General features: G+C 73.3%; 10 protein-coding genes. 6 read left to right on the top strand and 4 right to left on the bottom strand.

The features are described 5' to 3' along the window. The 6 genes from ACFYY6_RS35060 to ACFYY6_RS35035 form a co-directional block, all read left to right on the top strand. Nucleotides 1–2778: acyltransferase domain-containing protein (locus ACFYY6_RS35060; protein ID WP_389197304.1), on the top strand; the 2778-nt coding region annotated here is incomplete at its 5' end. Nucleotides 2779–3625: 847 nt separating this feature from the next. Then, the gene (locus tag ACFYY6_RS35055; protein WP_351520392.1) at nucleotides 3626–4429 is read left to right on the top strand and encodes an ABC transporter ATP-binding protein; all 804 of its coding nucleotides are present in this window, start codon (nucleotides 3626–3628) and stop codon (nucleotides 4427–4429) included. After that, nucleotides 4429–6939 (top strand): FtsX-like permease family protein, encoded by a 2511-nt coding sequence (locus ACFYY6_RS35050; protein WP_389197302.1) that lies wholly within the window; start codon nucleotides 4429–4431, stop codon nucleotides 6937–6939. Before ACFYY6_RS35055 ends, ACFYY6_RS35050 begins: the two co-directional genes overlap by 1 nt. 173 nt (nucleotides 6940–7112) lie before the next feature. Further along, entirely contained in the window at nucleotides 7113–8387 is a 1275-nt protein-coding gene (locus tag ACFYY6_RS35045) for a sensor domain-containing protein (RefSeq protein ID WP_351633631.1), read from the top strand. Then, a complete protein-coding gene (locus ACFYY6_RS35040; protein ID WP_073788021.1) occupies nucleotides 8351–8995 on the top strand; it encodes a response regulator transcription factor in 645 nt (214 codons plus the stop codon). Before ACFYY6_RS35045 ends, ACFYY6_RS35040 begins: the two co-directional genes overlap by 37 nt. A 249-nt stretch (nucleotides 8996–9244) precedes the next feature. Beyond that, nucleotides 9245–10015, top strand: coding sequence for a thioesterase II family protein (locus ACFYY6_RS35035; RefSeq protein WP_389197300.1), 771 nt, complete (start codon nucleotides 9245–9247; stop codon nucleotides 10013–10015). A gap of 43 nt (nucleotides 10016–10058) precedes the next feature. On the opposite strand, the gene ACFYY6_RS35030 is transcribed toward ACFYY6_RS35035, so the two are convergent. From ACFYY6_RS35030 to ACFYY6_RS35015, 4 genes are all read right to left on the bottom strand, one after another. Then, nucleotides 10059–11144 carry a branched-chain amino acid aminotransferase gene (locus ACFYY6_RS35030; RefSeq protein ID WP_351520386.1) on the bottom strand — a complete coding sequence of 362 codons (1086 nt, stop codon included), beginning with the start codon at nucleotides 11142–11144 and terminating at the stop codon, nucleotides 10059–10061. 79 nt (nucleotides 11145–11223) lie between these two features. Beyond that, a complete protein-coding gene (locus ACFYY6_RS35025) occupies nucleotides 11224–12042 on the bottom strand; it encodes an SDR family oxidoreductase (protein ID WP_351520384.1) in 819 nt (272 codons plus the stop codon). A gap of 73 nt (nucleotides 12043–12115) precedes the next feature. Beyond that, on the bottom strand, nucleotides 12116–13288 hold the full coding sequence (locus ACFYY6_RS35020; protein WP_351520383.1) for a beta-ketoacyl-[acyl-carrier-protein] synthase family protein: 1173 nt from the start codon (nucleotides 13286–13288) through the stop codon (nucleotides 12116–12118). Then, entirely contained in the window at nucleotides 13285–13533 is a 249-nt protein-coding gene (locus ACFYY6_RS35015) for an acyl carrier protein (RefSeq protein ID WP_351520381.1), read from the bottom strand. The genes ACFYY6_RS35020 and ACFYY6_RS35015 overlap by 4 nt, the downstream gene beginning before the upstream one ends. Nucleotides 13534–13550 lie beyond the last annotated feature (17 nt).

Below are 13550 nucleotides of genomic sequence, written 5' to 3'. Positions count from 1 at the left end.
GAGCCGTCGCGGAAGGTCGACTGGGGTTCGGGGCGGGTGCGGTTGTTGACGGAGGGGCGGGAGTGGGTGCGGGGGGATCGTCCCCGTCGTGCGGGTGTGTCGTCGTTCGGGATCAGTGGTACGAACGCGCATGTGATCCTGGAGGAGGCCCCCGACGAGGACACCCCCGTGCACGACGGGACCGAACCCCACGCCCCCGCCGTGGTGTTGCCGCTGTCCGCCCGCTCCGCGCGCGCCCTTCCCGCCCAGGCCGAACGGCTGCACGCCTTCCTGGAGGATCGTCCCGGGCTGCCGCCGTCCGCCCTCGCACGTGCCCTGGGCACCCGCCGCGCCGCGCTCGGCCACCGGGCCGCCGTCACCGGCACCGACCGGGACCGGCTCCTGGCCGGCCTCCAGGACCTCGCCACCGGCCGCCCCTCGCCCGGCGTCGTCACCGGACGGGCCCGCACCGGCGGACGCACCGCCTTCCTGTTCACCGGGCAGGGTGCCCAGCGCCCCGGCATGGGTCTCGAACTGCGCGCCCACTACCCGGTGTTCGCCGCCGCCTTCGACGAGATCGATGCCCTCCTCGGGCTGGACCTGGTGGGCGTACTGGGTGGCGACGACCCGGAGGCGGTGCACCGTACCCAGTACGCGCAGACCGCCCTGTTCGCCTACGAGGTCGCCCTGTTCCGGTTGCTGGAGTCGTTCGGCGTCCGGCCCGACGCGCTGGCCGGGCACTCCGTCGGCGAGATCGCCGCCGCCCATGTCGCCGGGGTGCTGGACCTGGCCGACGCGTGCGCCCTGGTCGGTGCCCGCGGCCGGCTCATGCAGGCGCTTCCCGAGGGCGGCGCGATGGTCGCCGTACAGGCGGGCGAGGACGAGGTGCTCCCGCTGCTGGACGACCGGGTGGGGCTCGCGGCGGTCAACGGACCGGATTCGGTGGTGCTGTCCGGGGAACGCGACGCGGTGCTCGCCGCCGCCGCGACGTTCCCGAGGACCAAGCGGCTCAGTGTCTCGCACGCCTTCCACTCGCCCCTGATGGACGGCATGCTCGACGACTTCCGCGAGGTCGCCGGACGCCTGGCCTTCCGCGAGCCGCGCGTCGAGGTGGTGTCGGCCCTCACCGGGCGCCCCGCCACCGGGGAGCAGCTGCGCGACCCGGAGCACTGGGTGCGACACGTGCGCCGCACCGTGCGTTTCGCCGACGCCGTCTCCGCCCTCGCCGCCTCCGGCGTCACCCGGTACGTCGAGCTCGGCCCCGACGCCGTGCTGACCGGCCTCGCCCGGGATGGCGCGGGGGAGAGTGGCGGCGCCTTCGTCGCCCTCGGCCGACGCCGCGGCGGCGAACCGGAGGTCCTGCTGTCCGGCCTCGCCCGCCTGCACACCGACGGACTGCCCCTGGACTGGGCCGCGCTCTTCCCCGGTACGGTCCGCGCCGAACCGCCCACGTACGCGTTCCGGCACGAACGGTACTGGCTGAACGCCGACGTTCCACTCGTTCCCGACCGCCCGGCCCCGCAGGGCCCCGCCGGCGCCTCCCGGGCCACCGGATCCGTCGACGCGGACCACCTCACCGACACCATCGAGTCCGCCGACGCCACCGGATCCGCGGACGTCGCCGACCGCACCGACGCCGTCGGTCCCACCGGCGCGCCAGCCCTTCGGCAGCGCCTGGCACAGGCCCCGCCGGCCGAGCAGGAGGCCCTGCTGACCGATCTCGTGCGCTCCCGGGCCGCCGTGGTCCTGGGACACCGGGGACCGGAGGACGTCGAACCCGACGCCGTCTTCCTGGAGATCGGCCTGGATTCGGTCTCGGCGGCCGAACTGCGCGGCGCGCTCGGCACCGCGCTCGGCCTCGACGTCCCGGCCGGTGCGGTGTTCGACCACCGCACCCCTCTCGCACTCGCCGCGCATCTGCGCGAACGCATCCTCGGCGGCGGTGACGGAACGGAACCGGCCGACGCCGATGACCTCCGGACCGTCGGCGGACTGGTGCGGCGCGCGGCGGCCGACGGCCGGTGGGAACGCGCCCTGACGCTGCTGCACGCCGTGGCCGACATCCTGCCCGGCTTCTCCTCGGCGGCCGAGTTCGGCGACGTGGCCGAACCGGTGCGCCTGGCCACGGGTGACGCGGGGCCGCGTCTCGTCTGCCTGCCCTCGCCGATGGCGCTGGGCGGGGCCCACCAGTACGCCCGGTTCGCCCGGCACTTCCACGGACGGCGCGACGTCCTGGTGCCGGACGTGCCCGGCTTCGTGCCCGGCGAGCCGCTGCCCCGGTCCGTGGACGCGGTCGTGGAGGTGGTGACCGAGGGCATCCACAGGGCCGTCGCCGGGGACGAACGGCCTTACGTGCTCCTCGGCTACTCCTCCGGCGGACAGCTCGCCCACGCGGCGGCCGAGGTTATGGAAAAGGCCGGACGCCCGGCCTCCGGCGTGGTCCTGCTGGACACCTATCTGCTGGGTGACGGCGACACGGAACACCTCCGGCGCGAGATGTTCAACGGACTGCTCGACCGCGAATCGGCCGTCGGGGGCTTCGGCACCGCGCGCCTCGCCGCGATGAGCCGCTACAGCGACCTGATCCCGTACTGCCTGCCGGGCGCGCTCACCGCACCGGTGCTGTTCGTACGGCCCCGGGACCCCTTCGCATCCGGCCTCGACGACTGGCGGGCCGTCTGGAACGGCGCACACGAACTCGCCGAGGTGCCCGGCACCCACTTCACGATCCTGGAGGACCGCGCCGGATCCACCGCCGAGGCCGTGGAGAACTGGCTGACCGGCACCGCGGCGCCCTGACGCGGCGGCGCACGGGAGAAGGCCCGCGGACCGAAGGAGGCCCCTGCCGCCGGACCTGCCGCGGGGCGCCACGGGTCTTTCGACCCGCGGCGCCCCGCGGCTTCCTCATCCGCCCGCCAGTGGCTTCTCCGCCCGCCCGCTCGCGGCCTCTTCACCGCGCGCCCGCGGTTTCTTCACTCACCCGCCTCACGAAAATGCGACATCCAGGCATCTATATCGCACCGAATACTGTCCGGATCCACACCCAATCGAAAAGCGACTTCTTCCGCGGCTAATTCTGACCGCCAATCGCTCCGTTGCAGGGCCAACCACATCGTCGTGCCCCGCGGGCCGCACCTGTGACGCTTTCCGGTGCGCGGTGAGAACAGTTCCAGGTATCCGTCGGGGCGTACGCTCGCGATCAGCCCCTGGTCATTCCCCATACCGCACCGACCCCGTGCATGACGTGCGGTGCTGCCTCTCGGCCGTGAGGAGGCCGGCTGTCCTGGACACAGAGAATCCCATCCCTAGAGGGTTCGTCGGACGCCTCGACGTTACCCGTTTCCCATGCGCCCGGGCACTGGCGGTGCCTGCATTTTCCGAGGGGGGAAATGATCCGGACAAGGTGGTGGAACATGCCGTGGCCGACGGCCATTTCCACCCGCTTGACAGATCGCCCGTACGGCATTCGAAGACCTTTCCGTAGCGGGTCGGAAATCGTCGGACGACTCCGCTTACGTGCCGGATCGAGGTAGAGAAACCTCTACCTCGAATCGGCGGGATAAGGCCAATGTGCGGCGGCCTCCCCCCGCCTAATCTGATCCGCAGAAACCGCGTGGCAGGCGCGTCATCTCATTGGGGAGCCCGAGTGCACACAACACACGACCTCCGCCGGGCAGAGGCGGTACGGCTGGACGCCGTGTCGAAGATCTACGGCCGAGCCGACAGCCGGGTGACGGCGCTCCGGGAACTCTCCATGAGCTTCGCCGACGCCACCTTCACCGCCGTGATGGGACCCTCCGGTTCCGGCAAGAGCACCTTCCTGCACTGCGCCGCGGGGCTCGTCCGGCCCACGTCCGGCACCGTCACCGTCGGCGGCGCCGACCTCGACGGCCTCGACGACACCCGGCTGACCGAACTCCGCCGCGACCGCATCGGCTTCATCTTCCAGTCGTTCAACCTGCTGCCCGCCCTGACCGTGATGCAGAACATCATGCTGCCGCTGCAACTCGCCGGACAGCGGCCCGACAAGGCCCTCATCCGTTCCGTGGTGCAGCGCGTCGGCCTGGGCGAACGCCTCGGCCACCTGCCGTCCCAGTTGTCCGGCGGCCAGCAGCAGCGCGTCGCCATCGCCCGCGCCCTCGTCACCCGCCCCGCCGTCGTCTTCGCCGACGAACCCACCGGGGCGCTCGACACCCGCACCGCCGCCGCCGTGCTCGCCCTGCTGCGCGAATCCGTCGACACGGCGGGCCAGACCCTGGTCATGGTCACCCACGACCCGGTGGCCGCCTCGTACGCCGACCGCGTCGTCTTCCTCGCGGACGGCAGCCTCGCGGGCGAACTGCACCGGCCCACGGCCGACGCGGTCGCGGCCCGGATGACCCGGCTCGGCGCCTGGGAGGACGAGACCCGCGAGCAGCCCACGCCGCTCACCACCGGAGGACTGTACTGATGTGGCGGCTCGCCCTGCGCACCCTGAAGTTCCGGCGCACGAGCTTCGTCGCCACCTTCCTCGCCATGTTCCTCGGCGCCGCGATCGTCATCGGCTGCGGCGGCCTGATGGAGACCGGCATGCGGATGGCCGCCGACCCGCAGCGCCTCACCGGCGCCCCGGTCGTGGTCACCGGTGAACAGACCTACGATTCCCATGCTCTGACGGAACGTCACCGCATCGATCCGCGCCTGGTCGACGAGGTCGCCCGCGCCGAGGGCGTCCGCGAGGCCGTCGCCGACGTGTCGTTCCCCGCCACCGTCCTCAAGGACGGCAAACCCCTGACCGGTGAGGACGCCTCCTACGGCCACGGCTGGGCCGGCGCCCGCCTCACCCCCTATGCCCTCGCCGCCGGTGCCTCCCCCGTCACCGGCGGCGAGATCGCCCTCGACACCCGGCTCGCCGAACGCGCCGGCGCCCGCCCCGGCTCCTTCGTCGACGTCGTCGTCCGCGGCGAGACCCGGCGCTACCGGGTCAGCGGCACCGCGGCGCAGCGCGGCGGCCACAACCCCGACGCCGCCGTGTTCTTCAGCGACGACGAGGCCCGCGCCCTGGCAGGCGGACGCATCGACTCCATCGGCGTGCTGCCCGAGACCGGCGCCCCCACGTCCGCCGTCGCCGCCGCCGTACGGTCGGCCGTGGGCGACCGGGCCGAGGTCCTCACCGGCGAGCGGCGCGGCCTGGCCGAACTGCCCGGCACTCTCTCCAGCCGGCGCACCGTCGTGATCCTCGCGGCCATCTTCGGCTCCTCCGTCGTGCTGATCGTGATGTTCGGAGTCGCCTCCACCCTCGGGCTCTCGCTCCAGCAGCGCTCCCGCGAGATGGCCCTGCTGCGTGCCGTCGGCTCCACCCCGCGCCAGCTGCGCCGCATGATCCTGTGCGAGACGGCCGTGCTGTCCGCGGGCTCGGTGCTGCTCGCCCTGTACCCGGGCCAGTTGCTCGGCCGGCTGCTGTTCGGCGTGCTCACCTCCAGCGGCGTCGTGTCCTCCTCGATCGTCTACCACGCAGGCTGGGTGCCGATGGCCGTCGGCGTCGTCGTCACCGTGCTCGCCGCGGCCGGGGCCACCCGCTTCGCCGGCCGCAGGGCCGCCCGCACCGAACCCGTCGCCGCCCTGGCCGAGAACGACGCCGCCACCCGCTGGTTCAGCGTGCCCCGTCTGCTGCTCGCGGTGTTCTTCCTCGTCAACGGCATCGGCCTCGCGGTCGCCACCGCCACCGTGATGGAGGACGGCCCCTCCCTCGCGAGTACCGCCGGGCCCGCCTCCGTGCTCTTCTGCATCGGCCTGGCCCTGCTCGCCCCGGGTATCGTCAAGGCGATGACCGCCCTGCTGTGGCTGCCGGTGCGCGCCCTGACCGGGGTCTGTGGCCAACTCGCCCTGCGCAACGCCACCACCGCCAACGTCCGCATGGCGGGGGCTGTCGCCCCCATCGTCCTGCTGATCGGCATCGCCACCGGCACCCTCTACATGCAGGCCACCGAGGACGCCGTGTCGCAACGCTCCTACGACCGCAACATCCTCGCCGACTACGTCCTCGACTCCACCACCGGCGGCTTCGCCCCCGACGTCCTCGACCGCGTCCGCGCCACCCCAGGCGTGGCCGCCGCCTCCGAGTTCGTGACCAGCCGCGGCTTCGTCGACGCCCCCGACGGACCGGCCGACGTCGACCTGCGCGGCGTGTCCGCCGACGGTGTGGCCCGCAGTCTCGATCTGCGTCCCGTCGCCGGCTCGCTGACCGACCTGCGGGACGACACCGTCGCCCTCTCCGACAAGAAGGCCGACGAATACGGTGTACGGGTCGGTGACCGGCTGCCCATGCACCTCGGCGACGGCACCGCCGTACGCCCCACCGTCGTCGCGCTCTACACCGACAACCCCAAACAGCAGTACCTCACCCTGCCCGCGTCGGCACTCGCCCCGCACACCGGCGACGGGCTCCCGCACCAGATCCTCGTCCGGTCCGCGCCCGGTGCCCTTGCCGAGGTCCACGACCACCTGGCCCGGCTCGCGGCCGCGGTGCCGGGCACCGAACTCGACGACGGCTCCTCACTGGCCGGCCGCAACGACCAGATCCAGCAGATCCTGGTCGCCGCCAACTACACCATCGTCGCCATGATCGTCGGATACGCCGCCATCACCGTCGTCAACACACTGGTGGCCGTCACCCGCAAACGCCGTGCCGAGTTCGGCCTCCAGCAGCTCACCGGAGCGACACGTCGTCAGGTGCTCGGCATGCTGACCGTCGAGGGCGTGCTCGTCGGAGTCATCGCGACCGTCCTCGGCACGATCGCCTCCGCGACCACCATCGTCCCGTACAGCATGGTCAAGGCCGACTCCTACCTGCCCTCCGGATCCATCGGCATCTACCTCGCCGTCGTCGGCGGATCGCTGCTGCTGGTCTTCGGCGCCACCCTGCTGCCCTCGTGGCGCGGCATGCGCACGCCCGCCGTCGAGACGGTGAAGGCAGCGTGAGCCGAACCGGAGCCGGGCCGTCCCCGTCGCCCCCGTGCGGGGACGGCCCTTCCGCCGTCGCCCCGTCCCCCGTGGCCCCGTCCCCCGTGGCCCCGTCTCCCGTCGCCCCGTCCCCCGTGGCCCGGTCTTCCGCCCCCCGGTCCACCGCGGCCCGGGGATGGAATCATGGACGCATGCGACTGCGCCGCGCCGCCCTCGACACATTGATCGGCGTGCTGATCGCCGCCGGATCCCTGATCTCGCTGGTCCTGTTCCTCACCACCAGTTACTTCATCATCCTGTGCCTCATAGGGATCGGCTTCCTCGCCCTGCCCTACCTGACCACGGCGGTCCGCCGGGTCTGCGACCTGAACCGCCGGGCCGCCGCACGCTGCGGCGTCCCCGTGGAACGGCCGTACCGGCCCGAACCGGAGGAGGTCGAACGGGACATCGTCGGCTGGTCGCGCCGCTGCAAGTGGATCCTCGCCGACCCCGCGACCTGGCGGGACCTGCTCTGGCTCCTCCTCAATTCCGCCGTCGGGCTGCTCCTCGGCTTCGCCCCGGCCGCACTGCTCTACTACGCGGGCGAAGGACTGGTGCTGGCCTGCGGGCTGTGGCAGCCGCTCGCCGCCGACGGCGTGGGCCGGTGGTACGCGTTCATCACCGTCGACAGCGGGTCCGACGCCCTCGCCGCGGCTCTGGCGGCGCTCCTCGTGCTCGCCGGCTGGCTCCTCCTCAGCCCCTGGCTGCTCAAGGGCCACGCCTACTTCGTCCGCTTCCTGCTGGGCCCGACCGAGCGGGCCCGCCTGGCCTCCCGGGTGCGGCACCTGTCCGAGACCCGCTCCGGGGCGCTCGACATCCAGGCGGCCGAACTGCGCCGCATCGAACGCGATCTGCACGACGGCGCCCAGGCCCGGCTGGTCAGCCTCGGTCTCGAACTCGGCGCCGTGGACCGGAAGCTGGACCAGGACACCGAGGAGGCCCGGCGGCTGCTGCGCCAGGCACGCGCCTCCTCGGTCCAGGCCCTGCGCGAACTGCGCGACCTGGTCCGCGGCATCCACCCCCCGGTCCTGGCCGAGCGGGGCCTCGCCGACGCCGTGCGCGCCCTGGGCCTGGCCAGCCCGCTGCCCGTCACGGTCGTGGCGGACCTGCCCGGGGACCCGCCCGACCCCGTGGCGTCGGCCGTCTACTTCTCCGTGTCGGAACTGCTCACCAACGCGCTCAAGCACGCCGAGGCCCGGCACGTGGACGTGGTCCTCGGATACGCCGACGGCGTCCTCCACGGACGCGTCACCGACGACGGCCGCGGCGGCGCCGCGATCTCGGCCGGGAGCGGTCTGGAAGGCATCCGGCGACGGCTGGCATCCTTTGACGGGGCGCTGGAGATCGACAGCCCCCCGGGCGGCCCGACCGTGATGAGGATGGAGTTACCGTGCGCGTTGTCCTCGCCGAGGACCTCTTCCTGCTGAGGCAGGGGATCATCCAACTGCTGGAGGCGTACGACTGCGAGGTGGTCGCCGCGGTCGACAACGGGGAGGATCTGAGAGCCGCCCTCGCCGAGCACCGGCCCGACGTGGCCGTGGTGGACGTCCGATTACCTCCCACCTTCACCACCGAAGGGCTCCAGGCGGCCCTCCGCGCCCGCCGCGAACAGCCCGGCCTTCCCATCCTCGTGCTCTCCCAGCACGTCGAGCAGATGTACGCCCGCGAACTCCTGGCCGACGGCACCGGCGGCATCGGCTACCTGCTCAAGGACAGCGTCCTCGACGACGAGCAGTTCATCGACGCGGTGCGCCGGGTCGCCGCGGGCGGCACGGCCATGGACCCCGCCGTCGTGGCCCAGCTGATGGTCTCCCACTCCCGCGACGAGCCCCTGTCCGCGCTCACCGCGCGGGAACGCCAGGTACTGGAACTCATGGCGGAGGGATGCTCCAACACCGCCATCGCGCAACGGCTCACCGTCACCGAGGGCGCCGCGGCGAAACACATCTCCAGCATCTTCTCCAAACTGATGCTCCCGCCGTCGAGCGACAGCAACCGCCGCGTCCTGGCGGTCCTGGCCTACCTCAACGCGTGAACGCCGCACCCCGCCGGACCCGTTCCCGGTCGCGCCGCCACGGGCTGGGGACGGTAGGGGTGGAGATCCGCCCCCGCCCCGACGAGACTGCCGGGGCCCACCCCGTATCCACCGGCCCCGCAGCCCATCTCCCGTGCCCCCGCACCTCCCGTGCCCCCGGCACCACACCGCACCTCCCGTGCCCCCGGCACCACACCGCACACCCCGTACCTCCCGGTACCGCGCCGCCACGAAGGGAAACCGCGCCCCATGACCACGCCCGCCGAGCAGGACCGCCTGTGGATTCGCCGCTACCACCCCCGCCCCGACGCGGCGGTCAGGGTGGTGTGCCTGCCGCACGCGGGCGGTTCGGCGACCTTCTACCGGCCGGTGTCGGCGGCCCTGCCCGCCTCCACCGACGTACTCGCCGTGCAGTACCCGGGGCGCCAGGACCGGCGCGCCGAACCCTGCGTCGCCACCATCGAGGAACTCGCCGACCGGGTCACCCCCGTACTCCTGGCCTGGACGGACCGCCCGCTGGTCCTGTTCGGCCACAGCATGGGTGCCACCCTCGGCTACGAGATTGCGCGCCGTCTGGAGCACGAACACGGCATCGTCCCGCACGCCCTGTTCGCCTCCGCGCGCCGCGCCCCCTCCGTGTCCCGCACGGAGACCGTCCACCTGCGCGACGACGACGCACTCGTCGAGGAGATGCGGCTGCTGAGCGGGACCGAGTCGGCGATCCTCGACGACACGGAGCTGATCCGCATGGCCCTGCCCGCGATCCGCGCCGACTACCGGGCCGCCGAGACCTACGTCCACCGGCCCGGACCGGAGCTGCGCTGCCCCGTGTGGAGCCTGGTCGGCGACAACGACCCCAAGGTCGCCCTCGACGAGGCGCGGGCCTGGTCCCGGCACACCGAGGGCGCCTTCGAGTTCCGCGTCTTCGAGGGCGGACACTTCTACCTGACGGAGCATCAGCAGGAGATCGTCCGGCTGATCACCGACCGCGCGGCCGTCCCGGCGGCCACCACCGGCTGAACGCGGCCGGGGCGCGGTCCCCGGCCGCCGCGCGCGTGCCGGCTCAGAGCACCCTGCGCAGCCAGCCGTGCTTGTCCTCGGCGCGCCCGTACTGGATGTCCAGCACGTGCTTGCGCAGGGCCACGGTCTGCTTGCCCGGGGTGCCGTCCCCGACGGTGAACTGGTAGCCGGTGCCCTTGAAGCCGGTGATCGGGGTGATGACCGCGGCCGTGCCCGCGGCGAACACCTCGGTGATGGAGCCGTCGGCGGCGCCCGCGCGCAGTTCGTCCAGCGTGACCGACCGTTCCTGCGGGGTCAGGCCGAACTCGGGGGCCAGGGCCAGGACGGTGTCGCGGGTGACGCCCTCCAGGATCGTGCCGAGCTCCGGGGTCACGAGGTGCCCGTCCGAGGTGACCAGGCACAGGTTCATCGTCCCGGACTCCTCCAGCTTGCCGTCGCCCGCGCTGTCCAGGTACATGACCTGGTCGCAGCCGTGCTCCTCGGCCTCGATCTGCGCGGCCAGGCTCGCGGCGTAGTTGCCGCCGCACTTGGCGGCGCCGGTGCCGCCGTCCGCCGCCCGGGTGAACCGTTCGCTCACCCACAGGGTGACCCCCGTGACACCGGACGCGAAGTAGGGACCCGCCGGGCTCGCGATCACCGAGTAGACCACGCGGGCGGCGGGCCGCACCCCGAGGAACGCCTCCGAGGCGAACATGAACGGCCGCAGGTACAGGCTCTCCTCACCGGACGACGCCGGGACCCACGCCTCGTCCGCGCGGACCAGTTCCTCCACGCTCGTGAGGAAGTCCTCCTCCGGGAGCGCCGGCAGCACCAGACGCTCGGCCGAGCGGACGAAGCGCCGGGCGTTGGCCTCGGGACGGAACAGCCAGACGCTGCCGTCCGCGTGGCGGTACGCCTTCAGCCCCTCGAAGATCTCCTGCGCGTAGTGCAGGACGGCGGCGCTGGGGTGCAGCGAGAACGGCTCCAGCGGCCCCACCTTGTGATCGTGCCAGCCGGCTTCCCGCGTCCACACGGCCGAGGCCATGTGGTCGGTGAAGTGACGGCCGAAGCCCGGGGCGGCGAGAATCCTCTCGCGCTCGGCCGCCGGCGTGGCACGCGTGGTCCGGGACAGGGGGAAGCCAGTACTCATAGCCAATTCCTTACGCCGGAGCGGTCCTTCGGCGGGTGCGGATGCCGCCCGCCGGATCGGGCCCCCATGGTAATGGCCGTCACCCCCGGGAGGACCGGCGTGGGGGCTCGCCGATTCCGCCCACGACGGCGTGCAATCCGCCGTCGGCGTGGACCACTTGACCGGTGGTGCACCGTGCCAGGTCGGACAGCAGGAACAGCACCGCGCCCACCACCTGCCGGGGATCGGCGCGGTCCCAGCCCAACGGGGCCCAGCGCTCGTAGTGCTCGGCCAACGCGTCGAAGGTGCTGATCCCGCGCGCCGACAGCGTCTCCAGCGGCCCGGCCGCGACCAGGTTGACCCGTACGCCCAGGGGCCCCAGATGCAGTGCCAGGTAGCGGGCGACCGCCTCCAGCGACGCCTTGAAGACACCCATCCAGTCGTAACCGGGAAGGCTGCGGGCGCTGTCGACGGTGACGCCCACGACGCTGCCGCCGTGTTCGCCCGCGGTCAGCAGCAAAGCGAGCGACGCAGCCAGCCGCTGGAGCGAGTACGCCGAGATCTCGAACCCGCGCAGGGCGCTGGGGGCGGGCGTGTCGAGGAACCTGCCGCCCACCGCGTCGGGGGGTGCGTGGGCGATGCCGTGCAGCACGCCGTCGAGCGTGCCCCATCGCCGCCCCAGCTCCTCGGCGACCCCGGTGAAACCCGTCTCGTCCGTCACGTCGAGTTCCAGCACGTCCGGCGGGGACGGCAGCAGCGCCGCCGCCTTGCGGGTGATCCGCGCCGCCCGTCCGTACGAGCTGAGGACGACCTCGGCGCCCGCCTCCTGGAGCGCGGCGGCGACGTGCCAGGCGATCGACTCCTGGTTCATCACCCCCGTGACGAGGTAGCGGCGGCCCTGGAAGTCGAATCCGGTCATGGCGTCCCCCGTTCGTTCCCGGTGCTCCGGTCCGGTCGTGATCCCCGCTCCGGTCGCGGTGCCGCAGGCCCGCTCATGGTGCCCCCAGCACGAGAACGGCGTTGTGCCCGCCGAAGCCGAGCGAGTCCGACAGCCCGAGCGCCCCGCCGGGGCCCGGGGCGAGCCGACGGGCGGTGCGCACGTGGTCGAGCGCGCCGAGACGTTCGTCCGGACGGGCCAGGCCGTGCGTCGGCGGGGCGAGGCCGTCGCGCAGCGCGGCGAGCGTGACGATGGCCTCCACCGCGCCGCCCGCGCCGAAGAGATGCCCGGTCGCCGCCTTGGTGGACGACAGCGGCACCGACCCCAGGGCGTCGCCCAGGGCGAGCCGCAGCGCACGGATCTCCGCCTCGTCGTTCAGCGGCGTCCCGGTCCCGTGCGCGTTGATGTAGCTCAGGTCCTCGGCCGCGACGCCCGCGTCGGCCAGCGCGCGCCGGACGGCCCGTGCCGCCGGGATCCCGTCCGGGGACGGTGCGGTGAGGTGATGGGCGTCGGAGCTCGCGCCGTAGCCCCGTACCAGCCCGAGGATCCCGGCGCCCCGCGCGCGGGCACCGTCCAGGCTCTCCAGGACCAGGATGCCCGCGCCCTCGCCCATCACGAAGCCGTCGCGGTCCGCGTCGAACGGCGCGCACCGGCCCGTGGGGGAGAGGGCACCGGCCTGCGCGAAGGACTCGCGGACGAGCGGCACCGACGCGGCCTCGGCCCCGCCCACGACCGCGGCCGCCGCCTCGCCGCGCCGGATGGCCCCCAGGGCCGCGCCGATGGCCTGCGCCCCGGCGGCGCAGGCGCCCGCCGTCGCGTACGACTCGCCGCGCAGCCCGTAACGCCTGCTCAGGCTCGCCGCGGCGGCGTTGGCCATCATCAGCGGCACCGTCAGCGGTGTCGCGTCCGCCGCCCGCGGGCTCTCCGGGACGCCGCCCAGGCCGGTGCCCACAACGCACATGATCCCGTCGGCCGGGTAGGGCAGCCCCTCGGACCATCCCGCCCGACCGAGCGCCTCCGCGGCCGCGACGAGCGCCAGCCGGGCGAACCGGGCGTTGCGCCTGCTCTCCCGGCGGGTGAGGAAGTCCCCCGCGTCGAAGTCCGCGCAGCGCCCGTCCCCGTCCACCAGCCCCGGCCCGCCCGCGACGAGGCGGGAGACCAGGACGTCCGCGCCGACGCCGAGCGGGGTGACCGCGCCGACGCCGGTGACCGCGACCGGAACCGTCAAAGGCCGGCCTTCTCCGCGACGTCGGAGGCGAGCCGACCGACCGTGACGTCGGCGAGCTCGGCGCGCGGAATGGTGACCCCGTAGGTGCGCTTGATGGTGGCCATCAGCTCGGCCGCGTCGAGCGAGTCGATGTCCAGGTCGTCGAACTTGGCGTCGGGCTCGATGGTGTCCTCCTCGACACCGGAGTCGACGAGTTCGGCGCGGATGAGGTCCAGGACGGCCTCGGCGGTGACGGTCGCGGGCATGATCGCTCCTTGTGTGT

Source organism: Streptomyces sp. NPDC001750, assembly GCF_042892615.1.
In the GTDB taxonomy this organism is placed as follows: Bacteria; Actinomycetota; Actinomycetes; order Streptomycetales; family Streptomycetaceae; genus Streptomyces.
Note: the sequence above shows the minus strand (reverse complement) of the source record. Positions and strands in the feature narration are given on the sequence as shown.